The sequence below is a fragment of the Rhodomicrobium lacus genome (genome assembly GCF_003992725.1).
GTDB classification, from domain to species: Bacteria; Pseudomonadota; Alphaproteobacteria; order Rhizobiales; family Rhodomicrobiaceae; genus Rhodomicrobium; species Rhodomicrobium lacus.
This window is the reverse complement of sequence record NZ_RZNF01000007.1, coordinates 331,734-352,875: the sequence shown is the minus strand read 5'-3', so window position 1 is coordinate 352,875 and position 21,142 is coordinate 331,734. Positions and strand designations below refer to the sequence as shown.

Annotated in this window: 17 protein-coding genes; 9 read left to right on the top strand and 8 right to left on the bottom strand. The window is 60.0% G+C overall.

The window, feature by feature from the left end; all coding sequences use genetic code 11:
- Positions 1-27: 27 nt before the first annotated feature.
- Complete coding sequence (locus EK416_RS08910) at positions 28-777, bottom strand: DUF3108 domain-containing protein (protein ID WP_164729936.1); 750 nt, start codon at positions 775-777, stop codon at positions 28-30.
- 671 nt (positions 778-1,448) lie between these two features.
- Here EK416_RS08910 and EK416_RS08905 point away from each other — a divergent pair.
- Entirely contained in the window at positions 1,449-1,748 is a 300-nt protein-coding gene (locus EK416_RS08905; RefSeq protein WP_127077143.1) for a hypothetical protein, read from the top strand.
- The gene (locus tag EK416_RS08900) at positions 1,748-2,179 is read left to right on the top strand and encodes a type II toxin-antitoxin system VapC family toxin (RefSeq protein ID WP_127077142.1); all 432 of its coding nucleotides are present in this window, start codon (positions 1,748-1,750) and stop codon (positions 2,177-2,179) included. Before EK416_RS08905 ends, EK416_RS08900 begins: the two co-directional genes overlap by 1 nt.
- A 313-nt stretch (positions 2,180-2,492) precedes the next feature.
- On the opposite strand, the gene EK416_RS08895 is transcribed toward EK416_RS08900, so the two are convergent.
- Both EK416_RS08895 and EK416_RS08890 read right to left on the bottom strand, forming a co-directional pair.
- The gene (locus EK416_RS08895) at positions 2,493-2,957 is read right to left on the bottom strand and encodes a pyridoxamine 5'-phosphate oxidase family protein (protein ID WP_127077141.1); all 465 of its coding nucleotides are present in this window, start codon (positions 2,955-2,957) and stop codon (positions 2,493-2,495) included.
- A gap of 16 nt (positions 2,958-2,973) precedes the next feature.
- On the bottom strand, positions 2,974-4,209 hold the full coding sequence (locus tag EK416_RS08890) for a radical SAM protein (protein ID WP_127077140.1): 1,236 nt from the start codon (positions 4,207-4,209) through the stop codon (positions 2,974-2,976).
- Positions 4,210-4,341: 132 nt separating this feature from the next.
- Between EK416_RS08890 and EK416_RS08885 the strand changes: the two genes are divergently transcribed.
- Positions 4,342-5,274 carry a LysR substrate-binding domain-containing protein gene (locus EK416_RS08885; RefSeq protein WP_164729935.1) on the top strand — a complete coding sequence of 311 codons (933 nt, stop codon included), beginning with the start codon at positions 4,342-4,344 and terminating at the stop codon, positions 5,272-5,274.
- Between the two features lie 20 nt (positions 5,275-5,294).
- Here the strand turns inward: EK416_RS08885 and EK416_RS08880 are convergent, their stop codons facing one another.
- Together EK416_RS08880 and EK416_RS08875 are read right to left on the bottom strand one after the other, a co-directional pair.
- The gene (locus EK416_RS08880) at positions 5,295-6,527 is read right to left on the bottom strand and encodes an MFS transporter (RefSeq protein WP_127077138.1); all 1,233 of its coding nucleotides are present in this window, start codon (positions 6,525-6,527) and stop codon (positions 5,295-5,297) included.
- A 61-nt stretch (positions 6,528-6,588) separates the two neighbouring features.
- A complete protein-coding gene (locus EK416_RS08875) occupies positions 6,589-8,958 on the bottom strand; it encodes a TonB-dependent receptor (RefSeq protein WP_127077137.1) in 2,370 nt (789 codons plus the stop codon).
- A 475-nt stretch (positions 8,959-9,433) separates the two neighbouring features.
- On the opposite strand from EK416_RS08875, the gene EK416_RS08870 reads away from it, so the two are divergent.
- The 6 genes from EK416_RS08870 to EK416_RS08845 all read left to right on the top strand — a co-directional run bounded on the left by EK416_RS08870 (position 9,434) and on the right by EK416_RS08845 (position 14,390).
- Positions 9,434-9,670 (top strand): hypothetical protein, encoded by a 237-nt coding sequence (locus EK416_RS08870; RefSeq protein ID WP_127077136.1) that lies wholly within the window; start codon positions 9,434-9,436, stop codon positions 9,668-9,670.
- 145 nt (positions 9,671-9,815) lie between these two features.
- Positions 9,816-10,100, top strand: a complete 285-nt coding sequence (locus EK416_RS08865) for a plasmid mobilization protein (protein WP_127077135.1) — start codon at positions 9,816-9,818, stop codon at positions 10,098-10,100.
- On the top strand, positions 10,097-11,956 hold the full coding sequence (gene traI, locus EK416_RS08860; protein ID WP_127077134.1) for a TraI/MobA(P) family conjugative relaxase: 1,860 nt from the start codon (positions 10,097-10,099) through the stop codon (positions 11,954-11,956). Before EK416_RS08865 ends, traI begins: the two co-directional genes overlap by 4 nt.
- Positions 11,957-12,031: 75 nt before the next feature.
- Complete coding sequence (gene vapB / locus EK416_RS08855) at positions 12,032-12,265, top strand: type II toxin-antitoxin system VapB family antitoxin (protein WP_127077133.1); 234 nt, start codon at positions 12,032-12,034, stop codon at positions 12,263-12,265.
- A complete protein-coding gene (gene vapC, locus EK416_RS08850; protein WP_127077132.1) occupies positions 12,265-12,663 on the top strand; it encodes a type II toxin-antitoxin system tRNA(fMet)-specific endonuclease VapC in 399 nt (132 codons plus the stop codon). The genes vapB and vapC overlap by 1 nt, the downstream gene beginning before the upstream one ends.
- A 443-nt stretch (positions 12,664-13,106) precedes the next feature.
- Positions 13,107-14,390: a hypothetical protein gene (locus tag EK416_RS08845; RefSeq protein WP_127077131.1), complete on the top strand. Its 1,284-nt coding sequence runs from the start codon at positions 13,107-13,109 to the stop codon at positions 14,388-14,390.
- A gap of 82 nt (positions 14,391-14,472) precedes the next feature.
- Here the strand turns inward: EK416_RS08845 and EK416_RS08840 are convergent, their stop codons facing one another.
- The 3 genes from EK416_RS08840 to EK416_RS08830 all read right to left on the bottom strand — a co-directional run bounded on the left by EK416_RS08840 (position 14,473) and on the right by EK416_RS08830 (position 21,032).
- On the bottom strand, positions 14,473-17,145 hold the full coding sequence (locus EK416_RS08840) for an AAA family ATPase (RefSeq protein ID WP_127077130.1): 2,673 nt from the start codon (positions 17,143-17,145) through the stop codon (positions 14,473-14,475).
- 100 nt (positions 17,146-17,245) lie between these two features.
- A complete protein-coding gene (locus EK416_RS08835) occupies positions 17,246-18,649 on the bottom strand; it encodes an HlyD family type I secretion periplasmic adaptor subunit (protein WP_164729934.1) in 1,404 nt (467 codons plus the stop codon).
- Between the two features lie 217 nt (positions 18,650-18,866).
- The gene (locus tag EK416_RS08830) at positions 18,867-21,032 is read right to left on the bottom strand and encodes a type I secretion system permease/ATPase (protein ID WP_127077242.1); all 2,166 of its coding nucleotides are present in this window, start codon (positions 21,030-21,032) and stop codon (positions 18,867-18,869) included.
- Positions 21,033-21,142: the final 110 nt, after the last annotated feature.

Sequence of the window (21,142 nt, the reverse complement as noted above, 5' to 3'; positions counted from 1 at the left end):
GTCTGCGGAGGGACAAGACGGCCCATCTCACGAGGCGGAGATGTTCGTTTCCTCGCGGCTGATGGTCATCGTACCGTTCGAGGTCGGGACCACGAGATATTCCACGAGCCAGAGCGCGGGCCGCGACACCTTGCTGAAACCGATCTGCCATCGCGCATTCTGCGCACCGATGCCGCCGCTCGCATCCGGCGTGCTGACGGTCGAATAGGCATCGCAATCGATGATTTCCGAGCGCGGATCAGCGCCGCCGGGCTTCGGACTCATGACAATGTCGAAGCGCGCCCGCCCGAGGATGATCGGGATAAGGCTCTTGCATGGCTCGACCGAAGGGGGAGACGGGTTAAGCGCGGCAAAGACCAGCGCCGACAGCGGATCGAACACGCCGCGCAGCCTTGGATTGACGCTTGCGGGCGTGCCGTCGGGACCGGCGAAATTCACGGAACTGGCTTCGCCGCCCGACGAAACGAACTGAAATCGCATCGGCGTCACATGCGAGCCGTTACGCAGCCCGGTCGCCTCGCCATTGATCTTGGTGTTCGACAAAACCGGGCCGACATCGGCCGATACCGTCACCTTGTAATTGGTCGGGCCGAGGGTCGCGCGCACGATCGCGTGGCCGACGCGGACGCCCTCCATATGAACCGTATAGCGCGACACGAGAAGTTGCGCATCGGCGGTACCCGTGCCAAGCGCGAGCGAAAGGACACAGAGCGCGAGGGCAACAAGCCCGCCGCCCATCCGCTTTCCGACAGCCGAAAACCTCACCGTCAACGTCATCCCACGGCATTCAATGCGAGTGTACTTTCCTGTTCTGCGGAAGGAAAGCAAAGGGCTCTTTGTTCGTCTGCTCGTCTCACGCGTCAATCGCTTTCGATATGAAACCTGAAGAGGCGAGATGCAAAACGAAAGGTCGCATATTGGTTGAATTCCGGCCAAAACAGACAGCCTTGCCGGCGCGACAGAAGCTTTCCGCACGCTCTTCGGCAAAACCGCGTCGTGCCAGTGTGCCACGCGTGGATTGCCCTGACCTGTGGTTACAGATTTCGATGTTCGAAATGTGATCGCTCCCGCCTCACCTGGGGTGCAGCGGCAATCTTCCGTCAAGATCGTCATGCCCGCCTGCGACAGATCGGACCGGATGCTGAGAGGCCGATTGACCACCAGGAGCCGAACGTCCGAAAGGATGAAGGCCCTTAACCGTCGCGTTAACCGGTGTGCGAAATGAGCAGGAGATTTTATCTAGGCGCAGGTGTGTCCCCGCGGAAGACTATGCATCTCCCGCGTCTACTGAGCCGCTTCCTTCGGCTTAACCTTGAGAAAATGCAGGGTGTTTGCTGTTTGGATATGACCGGCAAGGCTGTGCCCGCTGGGGTCTGAAATGCGTTGCCCCTTGTTGAAATGGCAATGTCTGGCTATATTACCGGTTACACGAAAGAGGAAGCGCGCCATTGACCAGCAGCTCACAGCGTCGGGCAATCAAGACCTACCGGTCACGGCTTTCCGAGCGCGGCATCGCTCGTTTCGAGGTGCTGGGGCTCGACAAGGATCGTGAGCTCATCCGCTCGCTGGCGCGTCGCCTCGCAGAAGGCGGCCCGGAAGCATCGCGCCTTCGTGCCACCGTCTCGGAGAACCTTGGCGGCACGCCGAAAACAGGCGGCATCCTCGCAGCATTGCGCCGCTCCCCGCTCGTCGGCGCGAATCTCGACCTTGAACGCAGCCGCGAAGACGGCCGCGCGGTCGATCTTTGATGCCCTGGCTGCTCGACACGAACATCATCTCCAATCTCGTCAAGCCCGCGCCTTCGGAAACGCTCATGGCGTGGATGGCCGAGCAGGCCGACGAAGACCTTTTCATCGCCTCGCTCACCATCGCGGAGATTTGGCGCGGCATTCTGGAGAAGCCCGTTGGCAAGCGCAGAGCGCAACTCGAGGTGTGGTTCGAGGGGGCGGAGGGGCCTGCGGCCTTGTTCGCGGGCCGTGTTCTGCCGTTCGACGAGCGCGCGGCGATCGCATGGGCGAGGCTGATGGCGGACGGCAAGGCGGAAGGACGGCCGAGGAGTGCGCTCGACATGATCATCGCGGCCACCGCCGAAGTGAACGGCTGCGTCGTCGTCACGGACAACGAGAGGAATTTCGCGGGGCTCACCATCGTCAATCCGGTGCGGTCGGCAGCACCGTAAATGGGCCCCGAACGAGTCGGAGTGCCGCAGCGACTTTAACGCCCATCATTGCTATGGGGCGCGCTCTCCTTCTGTCAGGAGGTTGCATCCACGTGTTGCTCTCTCCACGTGGGCGTCAGGCCAGGTGCGTTGCGGCTTCATCACCCGTCCAAAAGGCGCACCTGGCGGAACACGAGAGATGCAAAGAGCCCGCGAAGATCTTCGGGCGTCCACGGCTTGCGATCTGATGACTTGTCCTCGAGACGCGCGCAGGTTTCTCCTGGAGTGCCTCACGAAACAGGCGCACGTCGGAACGGGAAACGTCAACACGCGCTTATCGCCGCAATCGATCGAGATGGGCGAAGTGCGGATGGCTCGCCCGTTCCGCATCGCGCCGCGCCGCGAACGTTTGATCGAGAGCGAGCCGCGGCTCGATGATCCAGACTGCGGCGAGTTCGGCGTCTGCATCGATATCCTTCAGCCTGTTGTAATGATGCAGGAAAAGCGGTCCCGTAATGTGCGCCTTCACGGGCCGCCCCTTGATCTGCGCCGAGCGTCCATCAGGATTTGCGAGCGTGATCGCAACCGTCCCGTCGAACCAGATGCTCCGCACCATGTTGCGATTGGTGGCCGAGGTCTCCAGAAGTTCGAGATAATGGATGTTGCCGTCATCGCCCAGATGGATCGACTTCTTGACAACAGCATGGGGCACGCCTTGGCCGTCGACTGTCGCAAGAATTCGGACCGTATCCGGATGTTCCAGAAGAGCGATGACATCCGCATTGAGAACATGGCTCATCTTGACTTCACCTGCACTACTGGAGCCGGGCCAGATCGCTGTCGGGGTGATTGCCGCAGCGGCGATAGTCGTCGAAATCAACGGAAAGCCCGTGCTTCACGCGAAGGCCTTGCAGTCCCTTTGCAAGGCGGATGAAATAGTCGAGCGAGGGCGCTTTCAACTCGTGGAATTCCGAGCCTTTCTGCGGCACCCAGACGGTGTGAACGGTCGTGACGCCCTTCTCGGCGAGATCCTCCGCTTCCGACAGCGTCGCTTCGAGCGCGTCGCTCTCCGAAGTGAAGCCATGGGGCGGAGCGGTTTCAACGCCCCCGACGATGCCGGTTCCGACATTTCCGCGACCGAAAACGCCAACCGCGTCGACGAGGCGCCGCTTCCATTCCCGATATCCGATCCAGTGCGCCTTGCCGGGGCAGATCCAGTTGAACTTTTCTTCGTTCAGCACCTCGATGTCGGCCGTGAAGCTTCCAAGCCCAGTTTCCTCACGAAGCCGGGCAAGTTGCTTCTCATTGTAGGCGGTTGCGAGGAGCTGGCTTGGAAACCTCGGCGTCGAGAAAAGCTCTCCGATGTGCTTCAGCAAGTCGATGTAGTAACTAAGCTCTGCGTCGAGTATTTCTTTCCCCTTCACCACCGAACCGCCGGTTATATGGATGTTGGTGAACCGGCCGGGCTCCTTCAGCGCCTCCGCGATGCATTCCTTGACGTCATGAGCCCTCAGCCGGGTCGGCAGGTCGTAGGTCTCGCGCAATTGACGATGGTGAGCAGGAAGCGGACAGAACTTGCAGCCGTTATCTTCGGCATGGGCAAAGTGGCAGAAGGCGCTCGCAAAGATGTCGAGACGCTGGGGGCGCGCCGAAACGACCTCCTTCATGAGAAGGCCGGAACTCGTTTTCTTGTCGTAGTATCTGGGCCTCGGCCAGATCTCCACTTCTTCGATGATTTCGCCTTCATCCACGAGGACGAAACGCCCCTCGGTGTACTCGACCCGATATGGATCGCGCTCTTCTGGCTGAGGGTTCGCGAGAACCGTCGTTCCGTCCCGCAACAGGAGCGAATGCGGATAGTGGACGCCGCCCCACGTGTACAGTTGATGTCTTTCGGGATCGACTGCCCGGAAAGCGGACTCGGTGTAGAGCACGCCGCGCCGCTGGACATCGATCTTCAAGGCGATCAGCCGAGGAAAATCCGGATGCGCCGCGACCACCTCGTCGAAGGCTGGCTCGTTGCGATATCTGTTTCGGGTAGGATTAAGCATTGATACCCCGTCTTCAGGCCGACTGCCGCTTCGGTTGCCACCGCCTCGTCGCCCCATAATTCTAATGCCTACTGAATTAGTCAAATTGAATTGCTTTGGGGATATATTCGCTCATACTATGACCGAATGCAGATGCGCCAGATCGAAGCCTTCCGAAGCGTGATGTTGACCGGCGGTGTCACCACAGCCGCCTCGATGCTCAACATAAGCCAGCCATCGGTGAGCCGCCTCATCGCGGACCTCGAAAGAGACCTCGGTTTCGAATTGTTCTCGCGGAAAGGCCGTCGGCTCACGCCCACCCCAAGGGCACAGATGTTCTTTGAAGCCGTGCGGCGGAGTTTCACCGGGCTCGACCTGCTGGAGCAGGCAGCACGCCGCATTCGCGCTCATCCCGTCGGAACGCTGCGCATCGCTGCATTGCCCGCGCTTGCTGGCTCCGTAATCCCGCGCGCGATCATCGATTTTCAGGAAACTTTTCCCGACATCAAGATCACCATCGAATGCCGCGATCAGCGCGGCATTGAAGACCGCGTGTTTCTCGGACAGGCCGATCTCGGCCTCGGGGTTTGGACATCGCCGAAAGAAGGCGTCGGGCTCTCGTCGCTCGTCCATGCGGAATATCTTTGCGTGCTCCCCGCCGGCCACCGGCTTGGTGAACGCGAAATCATCCAGTCAACCGACCTTGAGGGCGAAAGCCTCATCGGCCCGATGCACGAAACGGACGCGCTCTGGGACGCGATCGATGAAACTTTCCGGGCAGACGGCGTTTCAGTTGAGCGCCGCGTCGAAACGCAGATGTCGTTTCCGGCATATTGCCTGGTCGCGTCGGGGCTCGGCGTGACCATCGCCGAACCGTTCACGGCACCGCTCTTTGCCAGACTCGGGCTTCAGGTACGCCGCTTCCGGCCCACAGTGAGCCTGCGTTACGCGCTGATCGAACCCGATCATCTCGGGCCGTCGCCGCAAGCGGTCGTGGCGTTTCGCGAGGCGGTTCACCGTGCGACGGAAGCGCTTGTGGCCGATGTCGAGCGCCTGCTCGATCCGTTCCATCCGGTCGAAAACTAAGCCGCGCCGAGATGACCGGATCAGGCTGCGCCGATCAGAGGCTCTTGGGCTCGCGACGGCCTCGCTCGGAGCAAGGCGCGAAGCCATAGAGGCGCCAGCAGATAGGCAGCGCCGGAAAACAGCAGCACCGGCAGATATCCCGCGCCGCCGGAGAGGATGCGTCCCGTCTGCCAGAGAAGCAGCATGCCGCCGAGATTGCCGCAAAGGGCGGCCACGGCAGTCACCCGTCCTATGCGATCAGGAGAAACGGCCTCCGTGATGGTCGCAAAGAGGTTGACCGAGAAACATTGATGCGCGGCGAGCACGAGACCGAGAACGAGCACCATTCCCCAAACGCTATCGAAGACAAGCGCGAGCGGCATTGTGGCCGCCGCCAGAGCAGAGATCGTCAGAAGCCGGTTGCGGGCCGAGAGGAGACCTCCCTTTCCTGCGATGATGGCGGGGAGTGCGCCGCCCGTGAGAGAGCCCACCGCCGCGGCGATGTACACGACGGCGAGCGGGATGGCGAGTTCCGCGATTCCAAGCCCCGTGGTCCGGTGCAGCAAGTCCGGGCCCCAGAACAGAAGCAGCCACCATGCCTGATCTGACAGCACTTTGGCCCCAGCGATGGCCCAGGTCGTTCTGTCGACAAGGATCTCGCGCCACGAGATTTGCCCCCGTGCCGGCTCCGATACTGCTTCAGGCGCGCGCCAACTCACGCGGTTCGCGACGAAAAACCAAACAACGCACCAGGCTAACCCCAGCGCGCCTGCAAGGAGAAAGCAGGCGCGCCAGCCGAGCGCCAGCCCGAAAAACGGGATGAACAGAGGCGTTACGATAGCTCCGAGACAACTGGCGGCGTTCATGACCCCCAGCGCGACGGATCGCGTGCGCGCTTCAAATAGGAAGGTGAGCGTCTTGATGGCGGTCGGGGTGCCCATCGCTTCGGTGCTCCCGAGCGCGAAGCGGGCTGCCATGAATTGTGGCATGGACCACGCCAACGCGTGTGCTGCGGCCGCGAGGCTCCAGGCCCCGACGGCAACAGGATTCGCGGCTTTGGGGCCAAGGCGATCCACCAGCCAACCGACAAAGGGAAATGCAGCCACCGCGCCAAACTGGAACATGGCGGACAGATTGCCGTAGTCCGCGTCGTTCCAGCCAAGCTCCTTTTCGAGCAGCGGCTTCAGAATGGCGATCATCTGGCGGTCGACATAATTGAGGACGCCGCCCGTGATGACGAGCAGAAGCAACAGATTTTGCCTGGAGAAAAACACGGTGGACGCCTCGGAGGCTCAGCGCGCCGACCCTTCGAAAAGAGCCGGCGCGCAGCGGGGATCAGAATTCTTTCCGGATGTTGATGCCGAAATATCGGCTGTCGTCACGCGGAACCCACCGATAGATATAGCCCGCCGTGCCCGGGGCAGCCGTGGCTGCCGAGCTTTGCAGGTACGAGGCATAGGACTTGTCGAAGAGGTTCTTGCCGATGACAGCGACTTTCCAGCCGTCATCCTTGTTGGTGAGCGTGATATCTGCGTCGACGATCCCGAAAGCCTTCTGGATCGTGTCGGGGGACTGTGCGAGGTCGTACTGAACATCGCTCTGCCAGCGCACGCGCGCGCCGAAATCGATGTCGTACTTATCGTTCAACGGCAGCACGTAATCCGCCCTGACGTTCGCCTTCCATTTCGGTGTGAACGGCACAACCTGTCCCTCGATCGGCCAGTTTCTGCCGACGATATCCGTGCTCGTGATGCGCGCGTCCGTATAGGCAACGCCGCCGCTCAGCGTGACGCGCTCCGTCGGTTTCGCGGTGAAGTCGACTTCGACACCCTGGCTCGTTACCGTGCCCGCGTTGACGAGGTTCGTCACGACCGTGCCGCCGATCAGGTTCGGAAAGTTGGCCTGGAAGTTTTCGAAATCGGTATGGAATGCAGCGGCGTTCAGAACGAGACGGTCGTCGAACAGCTTGGTCTTCACGCCGATTTCGAAGGACTCCGACGTCTCCGGATCGAGCACCTTGCCCTGCGTGGCCGGCACCATGTTGAAGAACACGTTATAGGCCGGCCCCTTGTAGCCGTGAGAATACGTGGCGTACGTCGTCGCCCAGGGCGTCACGTCATATTCGAGCCCCGCTCGGTCCGCATAGCCCCATTTGAACACCTCATCGGACGTATAAGGCGAGGAAACGGCTATTCCGGGAACGGCGGCGGCATTCGTGCTCGTGCGTGTGTGGTGATAGCTGAGATTATCGCCGATGAGGCGCCAGCCTGCGATGGCGCGCAGCGACGAGGTCAGGTTGACGGTGTTCTCGTTGAACGCCGCGATGTTATCGCTTTCGATGCCATATGAGGCGAAGCCGCTGTTTACTACCGGGCCGACCTGGGTCGTCGTGCGCCTGTAGGTTTCGCTATCTTTCGCGTGTAGATAATAGAGGCCGCCCACATACTCGATGAATTGTCCCTTCTGGGATGCAATTCGTAGTTCCTGTGAGAACTGATCGAAGTTGACTTTACCAACGTCGGATTGTTGCGGCGTAGCGGCTGTCAGGACTGAAGTCCTGTCTTGATCCTGATACTGATAGTTGTTCCAGAAGCGATACGCCGTGATCGATGTAACTGTGTGATCAAGACCGTTCCAGTCGAGTTGGAGCGACGCGCCGCCGTTGTCGTCGTCAGCATGGGTGGGAGTATTTATGTTGACGGAGCGGTTATCGCTCGACGGCACGACCGGTGCGATGATGCCTCCGAAGGCCGGATAAGAGGTCTTTACCCCGCCCGGATAGGAGACGGTCGAACTTGTAACGACGCCCGTGGGGTTGGTCTCTCGCGAATGCAGATAATCGACCGCGACCAGAGCCTTGAAATCGCTTGAGGGCGTGATTTCGAGTTTCGTGCGGAAGCCCTCATGCGATGAGCCGTTCACCGTATCGCCATTGAAGACATTGGTGACATTGCCGTCGTAGTTGCTGAGGATCACGCCGAAGAGGCCGTTGACAGTGCCGGGAACGATCGCGCCAGAGACGGCGGTCTTCAGACGGGTTTCGTTCTTGTCGTAATAGGATAGGTCCACATATCCGTGCAGATCCGCTGTCGGCTGCGCGGTGGTGACGCTGACCACGCCTGCGGAGGAATTCTTGCCGAAGAGTGTGCCTTGCGGGCCGCGCAGCACCTCGATGCGGTCGACGTCGAGGAGGTTGAGAGTGGCCTGCCCTGGTCGGGCGAGAACGACGCCATCCACCACTGTGGAAACCGAGGGTTCCGCGCCCGGCGAAGTCGTCACCGTACCAACGCCGCGAATGAAAAGCCCCTGATCCTTGTTCGAGGCGCCATCGCGGAAGTTCAGGCTCGGAACGATTGTCGAAATATCGTTGATGTTATTGAGGTTTTCTTTCTCGGCCTGTTTCCCGTCCACCACCGTAACCGCGACCGGAACCTTCTGAAGCGATTCCTCGGTGAGCGTCGCAGTCACGACGACATCCGCGATGGTGGCAGCCGCCTGCCCTGAGGCAGCCGCATTGCCCGAGGCTGGCGTCGCCGCGGATGGCTGCGCCTCCTGAGCGTTTGCCGTCGCCTCGTTGGCCGCGTACGCGAACGAAGAACCGAATGCGACAACGCCCGCGATTGCCACGCCGATTGCGCGGCCACTCTGCCCTTGCCCAAATTTTGGGAATACGAATCCCCACGAGATTTTGCTCTCGTTTGTCATGCCCCAGCCCTGCCCAATTTAGTGTGCCCCGAGGGGCTACACCGGACCACGTCTGGAAAGCACCCTCGCGCAAATACTCAAATATCCATTGATTTAGTCAAATATCAAAGCTTGGCCAGCATATTTGCAGATGCTATTTGAAGCGTGGGAAGGCTCATACGCCGCCCCAGGGTGAAATCCGCTCGTTTGCGCAGAAAAGGAGTTGATAAACGTTTTCGGGGGGTTGGAAGAGACAAACTTTCCGGCGCGGGGCACGCTGGGAGATTCCGAATTTGGGGTCGTCCACGGCCGCCTTACGCTCCCGAGGGTTCAAGGCAGGTCGCCTGACCATTCACACTGTTGCATATGTGATACAGAATCGGACCTCGCCGCGAGAGCTTCCCGCTTTTGCCGTCGGAGATCGACATCAAAATGGAAAGGCCAGGAACAAGCTCGGTATCTCGAATTCCCTGGGCGTCCGCTTGTTATTGCCTACATGGTCGATGAACTGGCGGCGCGCAGCGGGTCGCCAGAGTTCCGCCAGGCCTACGCCCGGCTTCTCATGCGCGAAGTGCCTGTAAAGGATAAGGAAATCCGCATCGCCGGCTCAAGGGCGATCCTCGCCAGAGCCGCATCGGCCGAGCCCGGCAAGACTCCGCCCGCAGTTCTCTCTTTTGTTCGGGAATGGCGCCCCCTAGGGGAGTCGAACAAGCGCTATAAAACAATCACTTAGTAGAAAAAGTGGGACAATCAGGGCCTATGTAATCTCATGGCTCTTTTCACGAATGTCCCACCGCAAATGAGCTTTCTGGCGACCGCGCGACAGTGCGGCCGATCATCGAAGACTGCATCTCCTTTGACAAACTGCGAGGCAAGCGATGGGTCATGAGAACCGGGCGTCTATGCTCAAGATCCGGCTGACGAAGTCGGAAATGAACGCCCTGAAGGAGCGGGCCGATGCCGAGGGATTGAGCCTCTCCGCCTGGGGAAGAGCGCGGCTTCTGAGCGTGCCGGATGAAGCGGCACAGATCATCGGGACCATGCGGCGGGCGATCATCCTCGAGGCAGCAAAGCTGGAGATGATGTCCGAGGCCGAACTGCGGGCGGCGCTCGAACTCGAGGCCGCCGTGAATGCGAGCATCCTGTCGGAGCGCGAAGGATGATCGCCAAGCGCGTGAAGCGCGGCGTTGCGTCGAGCTATACGGGCCTTGCGACCTACATCCTCGGTCCGAAGGGCGCGCGCCGGAAAGAGGTGATCGAGCGATTGTCCGATTACATCCTCGACAAGGCAGGCGCCGGCGGCCGCGTCGGCGGCATCAGGATCACAAATTGCGGCACCGACGAACCCGACTGGGCGCTGTCCGACATTATCGCGACGCAAAAGCGGAACACGCGCGCCAGCGCCGACAAGACCTATCACCTCGTCGTCAGCTTCGCCGACAATGAGCGGCCCAGCGATGAGGTGCTGGAAAAGGTCGAGCAGCGGCTCGTTTCCGCCATCGGGCTCGAAGCGCATCAACGCATGTCGGCGGTCCACATCGATACCGACCACCTCCACATGCACACCGCCATCAACAAGATCCACCCGACGACGTTTCGGATGCACGAGCCCTATTTCGATCAGCGAAAGCTCATGACGGAGTGCGAACGGCTGGAAAAAGAGTTCGGTCTCCTTCGCACGAACCATGGCAGATCGACCGATCCGCAGCCGATCGAGGTTACGCGCGCCTTCCGGGCGGACCTTCAGAAATCGGGCGTCGGGATCGCGATGCTCGAGGGCGCGGCGGACTGGCTGGAGGTGCATCGTCGCTTCGAGGCGAGAAAGCTCGCCCTCAGGCAGCGCGGCGCGGGCTTATGCATCGAAGATGAAAACGGTCGCCGCGTCCGCGCCAGCACCGTCGACCGCGCCTTCGGCATCGGCCAGTTCGTGAAACGCTTCGGGCCATTTCAGGGCGACGGGCAGACCGTGGCTCAGACCTTCACGCGTTCAACCTCCAGGCGCGATCCGGTCTACGACCGCCTCTGGACGCAATACCACCTCGACCGCATCAGGAAGCGCAGGGCGCGCGAGAAGGAACTCCAGCGCATCAGAAAGGAAGCCAACGGCGCCTTTCAGCCGGTGATCGACACCTACAAGCGCTTGCGATCAAGGAGCGCCAACAAGAAACCGCCGAAAGGTCGGCTCGACCATCAAAAAAGACTTCGCGAGGAGATGACGCGACGGGCGAGAGAGATCGCGCACCAGATGTCCGACAAGCAGGATGCCGTCAGCCGCGCCTGGCCGCGCTGGAGCTTCGACCAGTATCTGGCGCACGTTGCGCAGCAGGGCGACGGGCAGGCGCTCGCGCTTCTTCAGCGCCGCAACAGGGAGCAGGACGCGCTGAATGCCGCATTCATCTCGGCCCCGAGCGGCGCGGATGCGCGGCGGATCGTCTACAGCCACCTGAAGCCCTATGTGCTGAAGAACGGGTCATCGATCTACTACCTGCGCGACGGCGGCAAGGCGATCGACAGTGCCGACAGGATTTATGTGCCCGAGGTTTCGCTTCAGGCGGCCTATCTCGCCATCGATCTTGGGGCGACGCGGTTCGGAGGCCAACCGCTCAGGATCGATGGATCTGCGGAATTCAAGGCGGCGGTCGTCAAGGCGGCGGCAGTTTCCGGCCTTCAAATTACGCTCGAAGACAGGAGTCTGGAGGCGCAGAGGCAGGCGGCGCTTGCTGAGCGAGAGGACATTCTTAACGACTACGTCGTGCGGCGCAACGAGCGGGCCGCGCGCAACCCGGGCTTTCCGCCGCATCGGCTTTTTTCGCCGACAGATCGCGGTCCCTTCGTCTATCGCGGCCGGAGAACGCTGAGGGACGGTCGCCCGGTGGTCGTGCTCGAACAGGGCGATTGCTATATCGTTAAGACCGTCACCCTGCAGGACGCAGAGGTGTTCGCGAACGTTGCGCGCAGAACTACTTTGCACACGCTCGAACACGTGGCCGACAGGGAACGAGGAAGGGGGCGATCATGATGGTGGCCTCGCCTTGTCATTTTCGTAGCCTCGCGCTATGTATATCCCAATTGCATATCACGCACGGGATAAGCCATGACAAGTTCGACCGTCTTTACCAGCAACCGCAGCCAGGCTGTTCGCCTTCCCAAGGCCGTCGCCTTTCCCGAGGACGTGCATCATGTCGATATTCTCAAGATCGGCCGCAGCCGCGTGATCGTGCCACAAGGCAAGAGATGGGACGATCTATTCCAGAGCGGCCCGCGTGTCAGCGAGGATTTCATGGTCGAGCGCGAGCAGCCGACCGCGGAAGAGCGCGAGGCATTCTGATGCTTGCCTACATGCTCGATACCAATATCTGCATCTACGTGATGAAGATTTACCCGCCTGCTGTGCGGGACAAATTCAATGCGCTGGCCGAACAGCTTTGCATATCGAGCATCACCCTTGGCGAATTGCATTATGGGGCGCAGAAGTCAGCCCGCCGTGTCGAGAACCTGACCGCGATCGAACATTTCGTGGCGCGGCTGGAGGTGCTGCCGTTCGGCAACAAGGGCGCCGCTCATTATGGGCAGGTCCGGGCTGAACTGGAGCGAGCGGGAACGCCTTGCGGCCCCCACGATATGCAGATCGGCGGTCACGCCCGCAGCGAAGGATTGATCGTTGTGACGAATAACATGCGCGAGTTTGCCAGGATGCCCGGCGTCAGAGCCGAGAACTGGCTTTAGTAGTTCTCGGAGGTCGGTTGAATAGCCCGAGCGATCATCATTTATTCGATGAAAGTCGTAAGCGCACTTAACGAGGTGCTCTCAATTATTTCTACCGTAATCCACGCACAGGCGCGGCGGGTTTCCACGACTTCTTCTCGTCCGGTATGATGGTTGTCGGCCGAAGCGGGGAGCGATCAGCAAAGCGACATGCGCAAGTTAGACGATATTTGCCTACCTAACTGTACAAAATTTTTGGTGCTTTTGAAATCAAGCGTTATACCTTGAAGAGGTGATAAGCTTTGCCGGTCTGTTGCTGGTCTGCTCGGTGCAGTGCGCAATCCATTGCGCTGCACCCAAGATGTATCAGCCCATCGGAAGAAGACACGTTGGTGCCACTGCTTCACCGCAAGGTTGTGGCATCATTGAAGATGTTGCAATATTGCCGCAAAAGCGGGGCAAGAATGGACGAGGCGATCATAGTCTTCTCTCGAAAAGGGGTCTTTCGAACTACAATCGCCGCGCGCGATGTTCGCAGCCGGGAACATGCGCGCAAGCTGTGGCCCTTGGTGTCGCCCGGCCCATCCCGGCAAATGGTTACATGGGTCAGCCCCACCTTCGAGAGCGGGAAATTGCGTCGGCGATCCCATTTCCGACTGCTTCCTGCCCAGCACACCTTGAATCCTAAAGCGCTCTTTGATGATGAAGAAGCCAGCCGGTGGCGCACCGTGCAAGAAAGCCCCGAACACCGGCGCGCGAAAGAACTTGTCGCGGCCGAAATCTCCCGACGCTTGAATGCCGGGCTTGCGATGCCGTGGGCGTTCAAGGATATGGATGCGTCGGACTACGCGCTGGAAGGCAACTTGTTGCTTGGCGCCGACCAGGTGTCAACCGAGCATCCGCTTGAGACGCCTTTTGGCTGCAAATTCCGGCTCGACGTTGCCGTGCTTGGGCCGCCAGTCCAAGCCGAGCCGATGGTGCTGGGCGGTGTTGAAATCGAACTCGGCCACGCCTTCGACGGACGCAAGGCGCTGATTGGAAAGTCGCTCGGATTTCCGCTCATTTCGATCGACATCACCGAGATGACGCTGGCCGAACTCACACCGGAGTGGGCAAAGTTGGTTTTGACCGCAACCACGCGGAGCCACGAGCAAGGGCGCCGGCAGACCTACATTTATCTTCATAGTCTGCTGTACCCCCTCTATGCGCAATTGCCGGCATTTCTTGACGATGAGCAGCGGCATCAGTTTCTTTTGTTTGCCGACGATAAGACACTGAACAAGCTAGTGCTCTGGATGACCCTCTTGTCCGAAAAGCTGGAGTACAGAAAGGGTACCGTCGCCGTTGCCCTGGTCAACGGCAGGAGCGAACAATCGCGCAAGGTGCTGGAACGTGCGGGACAGGTCGTTGGCCCCGACTGGAGGGAGTTCAACGGCCAGCGATGCCTACGGCTGACGCTACCGCGTCCCAAAGGCCCGGCGGACCTCCAGGCCCATCGCTTCCACATGACGATGGCGCGCATATTGCTTTCGCACACAGACACGCTCGTTGGATATAAGTATTGCAACGCCTTGGACAACTACCACCCGGAAGAAGACGTGTGGGTTGCGCGTTGCTGGAGCGTCGACCTGAAAACTTATGCCCAGCACCGCGTATTGCCGAAACGGCTTGCTGAACCGATCAACAGGTTGTTTGCGGTGATTTCGGACCTGCATCGCAATCATGCGACAACAAACCAAGAAACGTGACCAACTTGACTCCTTGTGCGGTCTTGGCGGACCGATCGCAGCAGGCGACGAGGCGAGAGCACTTACAGAGCAGCGCGATGACTTATCTGGCTAATGCACTCGTTTCGTTGGATCCGGCTGGTGCACCTTGCACGCCCGATCCTGCGGCAAGCCCGGCCTTGCGTTTCTTGGCTGTCTCTTCTGATCGTTTTTGAACCCGCGCACGCCAGTTTTCCAGTGCACAGATGTCTGTGAGCAATTCGTCCGGTTCAGGGACAGCAACGCCACCCATCATCGCTTTGTCATGGGCGTAGTTGGAGCACTTGCTCATCCCGGCATTGACCTCTGCGTAGTCGTCATTGTCCACACTCACACCGATGAGCCGCTGTGTCTCCACGCCCTTGCGGAAGCGGAGAATAACTTCGCGCAGGAGGACTTCTTCCACAGCTCGTTCCCATGCCATACGTAGGCGGAAGTAGGCATCAACCGTCTGCCTGTGATGCTCCTGCTCGTTGCCTTCTTTGTGCAATTTGGCAATGGTCTGTTGCTGCGCTTTCAGCGCACCGATCCGCTTGCTGGCGTTCTTTCCCTCGAATGGCAATTCCGGGTCCGCTATGCCGAAGCCTTCGGCGCGCCGTGTCAGGCTTTGCGTGACTACCGCGGCGCCCACTTGCTTCGCCTCCTCGGCTAACAAGCAGAGGAAATAGATGTCGTGGGTGAAGATGATGACCTGCCGCTGCACAGCCTCAGAGGCAAGACGCTTGGCCACGCGTTCGCGGCGACGGTGATCGAGAGATGACACCGGATCGTCAAAGACAATCCCTCCTTTGCCACCGCTCAATCCCACTTCAGCGAGGAACGAACTGATCGCAATGGCGCGTTGCTCACCTTCGCTCAAAATTTCGCCGGGGCTACGGAGTTGCGGTAGCTGTAGCTTCAGCTTGTGCAGCGCTTTTCCTTTGTCGGCACGGCTTTGCAGGGAAACGCTCAGGCTTCCTACTCCAAGGGCCCTGAATTCCCGGTTTAGCGCATCAGCCAGCTCCTTGGAGACGACTTTTTCCGCCAATTCCGACGCCTTGAGGGATATGGCGTTTGTCCTCACGGCGGCCAGGCAGTTCTTTAGCTTCCCTTGGTGTTCCAGCTTCGCTACCGCCGCAACCACAGCGTCCTTGACTTGGCTAAGTCTTACGCGGGCATCCAATTCGCCAAGTTGCTTCTGCAACGCAGCGCGAGCCTCTGCATTCGAGGCTTTCTCCAGAGCCTCCGCTTCGGCGCTTAGGTTGTCAGCGAGCGCCTGCAACCGTTTGGCCGGGCTGACCAGCGCCTGATCCAATCCAGTCCAGTCATTGGATACGATCGCAGCCTTGATTGCTTCATGCCGAACGGTTAGTGCGGCCTCGAAAGTCTTGGCGTCGGCCGCCAGAGATGGGTCGATTTCTTCTATCTCTGCCTGCGTCGCCTCATCGAGGTTCAACGCCATGACCGAGCCAGCAAATGGACGGTACTCGGCAGCGAGGGCCTGGCGCCTCGCTTGGGCCGTCTTTTCCGCTTCCGCTTGTATGAACGCTTCGAATCGCTGCAACCGTCCCGCGCCTGCAGCCAGCGGCTGCTGACAGAGCGGGCATGCGGTGTCTGCTCCTAAATCCGGGAACTGTTTGCCTGGATAAGCTTCTAGCGCGAACTTCCGGGCTGCGTCGAACAGTTCCCGCCACGCTTCTCCGCCAGTCTCTGGCAGCAGGTTTTCCCCTTCTTTGAAATTCTTCGCCGCGAGGGCTGCAGCAGCCTGCGCGGCCCGAAAACCATCGGCCAGCAACTTTAACTTGGCGATGGCCTCCGGGCCAACCACGAGCTCTTTGTCGACAGAATTTTTGGCGATTGCCGTGACACGGCGCGCGCGCAAGCGCAAGAGATTTGCCTTTTCCTTCGGGTTGTTCTCTTTGAGGCTCTTCTCCAGTGTTTCCCGCTGTTCAAGTTCTTCTGGCTTGAGCGCGGCGAGTGTTTCAATCTGTGCAGTGCTGGTTTTCGCAGAGAGCGCCGTGATCAGCTTGCCAACGGCGGTATCCCCCTGCAAGTGCGCAAATGCAGAGCGATCCACCGCCGACTGCTTTTGCTCGGTTTCAATGTCCGTTTTTAGCCGTTGGCAAACCTTAGCGAGTGCCTCGAATACGTCTAGACCATACGGCACGTAGGAGAAGTCATCCTCGGTGTCCAGGTAGGCGCGCGCGCAATGCGCATCGAAGATGGCGAAGGACGAAAGCTCTGGAGGCGCCTCTTTCCCTTGCTGCCACACCACCTCTTGGGCTGCGCCGTCAATCGCTATCTCAAAGGACGCTTGAGCATTGCCGGCCTCGGCTCCCGGCAAATTCGCATTGGGGTAAATGGGTTCTGATTGATCGCGCGCCCGACAGGCACGCTTGAGAACCCGCGAGTACCCCGATTTGCCAGAGCCGTTGTCACCGTAGATGACAGTCATCCCCACCGTACCGACCGCCAGTTGCTGGTTTTCGGCAATTGCATTGACGTTGCGCAGATTCTTTATGGCGCGAAGCTCGATATGCGTAGTCGCCTTGACCTGTGCTGGAATTTGATTGGCAGTTAGCGGTCGGGGCTGGCGATTCTTGGGGTCTGGAATTCCGTGGGCCATCTTGAGCAAGGCATATAAATCCTCATGATCCTGCAGCGTCAGCGCTTGTTTCGCCAGCAAGCGAGAAACCGCATCACTCTGCCACGCCGGAAGTCCCTGCGCCCAACCCAAGATTTCCTGCAATATCGCCATGAGCCGCTCTATCCCTATTGGTTCCTTTGATGAGTTAGTTAACTATATTCATCGAGGGGTGAATTCAAAGCAAGGAAGCCTCGGCATTCCGCTCTGCGTCTCACCGCTCATGCGCTGAAGTCGAGGTCACCTCGCGAAGCGGCGAGAGCACGTAATCGAGGGCGCGGCGCTGCCCGGTCAGCACTTCGACGGTGACCGCCATGCCGGGCGAGAGCGGGATTTCCTTGCCATCGACATTGATGGTCTTCTTCGCAAGAGCAACCGTTGCCGGAAACACGAGGTTCTGGTTTTTCGACAGATCGTTCGAGGCGGTCGAGGACTGAGGCTTGCTCGTCGATTTCGGATCGGCAAGCGCGCTCGCCTCACGCTCATCGACGGCATCGCGGCTGACCTTGATTACGGTGCCGTCGACCGTGCCGTAGCGCGTGAAGGGGAACGATTCGATCTTGATGACCGCGGGCTGTCCCGGTTCCACAAAGCCAATGTCCTGGTTCTGAATCAGCGCCTCGATCTCGATCGGCGATTCGAAAGGCACGATCGTCATCAGCGACTGGCCGGGGCTCACCACTTGGCCGACGGTGGTGACAGCCAGTTGCTGTACCGTTCCTGCGATCGGCGCGGTGAGGCGCGTCCGCTCGTTCTTGGTGGCGGCCTTGATGAGCTCACCTTGGAGATGGTCGGCTTTGCGCTCCGCCTCGGCGCGTTTTTGCGTCTGATCGGCGACGAATTGAGTTGTGGTTTCTTCGAGCTTCTTCTCAAGCGTGACGAGCGCCGCTTCGTTCTCGGCAAACTGGCCATCTTCGCCGGCCTGCGTGGTGACCTGCGCCTCATACTGCTGGAGCGTTTCGATAACCTGGGCGCGCGACGCGGCTTTCGTCTGGTTCAGGGTTTCGCGCATGTCGACATGCTCCTTGTCGACCGCGATGAGTCTTGCGCGGGCGGTGAGGCTTGCCTTCAGGCGCTCGCGGGTCGCGAGCTTCTCGGCGCGTTGGGCAAGGATGCTCGCGCGATTTGCGGAAAGCTGTGCCAGATCCGCAGCAAGGACGCCGTTTTCGCGCGTTCGGATGTCTTCCGTGGTTCCTTGGGGATAAGCAACGGGCGGAATATCATTGTCGCCTGATCGCGCGGCGGCTATCGCAACAGTGCGCCTCGCCGTCTCGGCCATGGCCGATTCCAGGTCCCGTTCCTGTTCTTCGCGATCTGCCCTTGTTTCGCGGGGATCGAGTTCTATGAGAAGGTCGCCCGCCGAAACCTTGCTGCCGTTCTCGACGGCAATGGCGACGACCTTGCCGGGGTCTAGCGGCTGCACGACTTTGGAGCGCCCGCTCGGCTGAATGCGCCCCTGCGCGACCGCATAGATTTCGAGCCAGCCGAAATAGGACCAGGCAAGCGCGCTTCCAAAAATGAGGCAAATGATCCAGATCGCGATGATGCTGATGGGAGAGGGGGGCGTCTCGTAAAGTTCGAGCGCCGCGGGCAGGAATTCGCGGTCAACGTCGTCCATACGCACCGCGGGCACGGGCGCAGTTCTGGATGTCCCTCTCGCCCTGATGCGCCAGATTGCGACGGCGACCAGACCAAGGACAAGAGCCGTCACCCCAAGGCTTATCAGCGTTTCTCTCGTTAGCGCGGCTCCGGATGGCGCTGCGAGAGCCGATAGTGGTGAGAAAGCCACCGACGAGAGCGCAAGCGGCATGACATGCATTCTTCGCAACATCGGTCTACCCTACGTTTTCGGACTGCATGCGCCAAAGCCTCGCATAGAGGCCCTCGGGGTTCGACAGGAGCGTATTGTGGGAACCGTCTTCGACGATGCGCCCGTCCTTGATTGAAATGATGCGGTCGCAATTGCGCACGGCCGCCAGACGGTGAGCGATGATAATCACCGTCCGGCCCTTGCATATGCTGCGCATGTTGGTCTGGATGATGCGCTCGCTTTCATAATCGAGCGCGCTCGTCGCCTCGTCGAAGATAAGGATGCGAGGCCGCGTGGCGAGCGCGCGTGCGATCGCGATGCGCTGGCGCTGCCCGCCCGAAAGGTTCGCGCCTCGTTCCTCGATCATCGTGTCGTAGCCAAGCGGCATGCGGGAGATGAATTCGTCGGCGCCGGCAAGACGCGCGGCGGCGAGCACGACCGCTCGCGGCATGGCAGGGTCGGCAAGGGCGATGTTGTCATGAATGGTGCGATTGAAGAGCATATTCTCTTGCAGAACGACGCCGATCTGCCGCCGAAGCCAAGCCGTGTCGACCTGAGAAATATCGATGCCGTCGAGAAGGATTTGGCCGCGTTCGGGGCGATAGAGCCGCTGAATGAGTTTGGTCAGCGTCGATTTGCCGGAGCCCGACGGCCCGACGATGCCGATCACTTGGCCTTCGGGAATGTCGAGAGAAATGCCTTTCAAAATCTCCGGCTCGTCGATCCGGTAGCGGAAGTCGAGATTGACGATCTTGATGCGTCCTTTCGCCGGTGGCAGGGCGGCGGTGCCGAGTTGGCGGGTTTCCGGCGGCGCATTTAAAATATCGCCGAGGCGGTCGACGGAGATCTGGACCTGCTGAAAATCCTGCCAAAGCTGGGAAAGCCTCAGGATCGGCGCCGTGGCCTGCCCCATGATCATGTTGAACGCGATGAGGGCTCCGACCGAAAGCTCCCCGTCGATCACAGCCAAAGCCCCGAAATAGAGCACGAGCGCCGTCGTCGCCTTGCTCACATACTGGATGGCGTTCTGACCGAGCGTCGCCAGCATCACAGCGTGGAACGAGGTCTTCACGTAGGAAGCAAGTTTCTCCTCCCACTGGTTCTTCAACATCGGTTCGACCGCGGCAGCCTTGAGAGTCTGGACGCCGACCACCGATTCCACGAGAAACTGCTGGCTCAAGGCGCTTCGGTTGAAGCGTTCATTGATGCGTGTCCGAAGCGCGGGTCGGATCAGCGCTGCGATCAAGATATAGCAAGGGATCGAAATCAGCACGATGAGCGTCAGCGTCGTGGAATACAGGAACAGGACGCCGATAGCGATGATCGCGAAGACGAGATCGATAACCGCTGAAAGCCCCTGGCCGGTGAGAAAGGCGCGCACCGTTTCGAGTTCGCGGATGCGGGCCACGGTCTGTCCCGTGGCTCGCATCTCGAAATAGGACAAGGGCAGCCGCAAGAGATGGTCGAACAGGCGGCTGCCGAGTTCGACGTCGATGCGGCTTGTCGTGTGGTTGAGCGTGTACGAGCGAAGATACTGGAGCGTCACATCGAACAGCCCGATCAGGAGAAGACCGACGACGATGACGACAAGCGTTGAGCCGCCCTTATGGACGAGCACCTTGTCAACGACGACCTGGAAAAAAAGCGGCGTGACGAGCGCGAACAGCTGAATGAAGAGCGACGCGAACAGAAGGTGGCCGAAGGGCTTTCTGTAGCGCCACAAGGACGGGAGAAACCAGGCGAAGTCGAACCGGACCTGATCGACACCGGCACCGCCAAGACGGCGTGTGACGAGCACGATTTCTCCCGCCCATGCGTCGGAAAGAGCCTCCGGCCTTTCGAGTGACTGCGACCGTTCCATCGGCGAAACGATCCTGAGCCGCCCGTCTTCGAGACGGTGGGTCAGAATGACAAAACTCCCGTCACGCATGCGAAGAATGGCAGGGAGCGGGGCCGATAACAGCCTTTGCAAAGGCTGATCGCTCAATTCTCGCGCCTTCAGGCCCAGCCGACGGGCGCCGCGAACGATATCCTCGGGCGTAGCTGCTCGATGACCGAGCCCCAATTCATGGGCAATTTGCGCGGGATCGCAAGCGATGCGGTAATGAGCGGCGACGAGAGCCAGCGAAACAAGCCCGCCGTCGAGTGCCGACATGCCGTCGGCATCGCGTGCGGGCTGCCTCTCTTCCATCACGGGAGCGGAAGGGTGCGCCAAGAGCGAACTCCAAAAACTTTACGTGCCCCGGCGATGCAAGGCGCTTTGAAACGACGTTTTTCGAAAAGGAAGGAAGACAGCGCCAA

Coding starts and splice junctions, on each gene's coding strand:
- EK416_RS08910 (WP_164729936.1), bottom strand. CDS start 777: ATGACGTTGACGGTGAGGTTTTCGGCTGTCGGAAAGCGGATGGGCGGC.
- EK416_RS08900 (WP_127077142.1), top strand. CDS start 1,748: ATGCCCTGGCTGCTCGACACGAACATCATCTCCAATCTCGTCAAGCCC.
- EK416_RS08895 (WP_127077141.1), bottom strand. CDS start 2,957: ATGAGCCATGTTCTCAATGCGGATGTCATCGCTCTTCTGGAACATCCG.
- EK416_RS08890 (WP_127077140.1), bottom strand. CDS start 4,209: ATGCTTAATCCTACCCGAAACAGATATCGCAACGAGCCAGCCTTCGAC.
- EK416_RS08885 (WP_164729935.1), top strand. CDS start 4,342: ATGCGCCAGATCGAAGCCTTCCGAAGCGTGATGTTGACCGGCGGTGTC.
- EK416_RS08875 (WP_127077137.1), bottom strand. CDS start 8,958: ATGACAAACGAGAGCAAAATCTCGTGGGGATTCGTATTCCCAAAATTT.
- EK416_RS08870 (WP_127077136.1), top strand. CDS start 9,434: ATGGTCGATGAACTGGCGGCGCGCAGCGGGTCGCCAGAGTTCCGCCAG.
- EK416_RS08865 (WP_127077135.1), top strand. CDS start 9,816: ATGGGTCATGAGAACCGGGCGTCTATGCTCAAGATCCGGCTGACGAAG.
- traI (WP_127077134.1), top strand. CDS start 10,097: ATGATCGCCAAGCGCGTGAAGCGCGGCGTTGCGTCGAGCTATACGGGC.
- vapB (WP_127077133.1), top strand. CDS start 12,032: ATGACAAGTTCGACCGTCTTTACCAGCAACCGCAGCCAGGCTGTTCGC.
- vapC (WP_127077132.1), top strand. CDS start 12,265: ATGCTTGCCTACATGCTCGATACCAATATCTGCATCTACGTGATGAAG.
- EK416_RS08845 (WP_127077131.1), top strand. CDS start 13,107: ATGGACGAGGCGATCATAGTCTTCTCTCGAAAAGGGGTCTTTCGAACT.
- EK416_RS08840 (WP_127077130.1), bottom strand. CDS start 17,145: ATGGCGATATTGCAGGAAATCTTGGGTTGGGCGCAGGGACTTCCGGCG.
- EK416_RS08835 (WP_164729934.1), bottom strand. CDS start 18,649: ATGGACGACGTTGACCGCGAATTCCTGCCCGCGGCGCTCGAACTTTAC.
- EK416_RS08830 (WP_127077242.1), bottom strand. CDS start 21,032: ATGGAAGAGAGGCAGCCCGCACGCGATGCCGACGGCATGTCGGCACTC.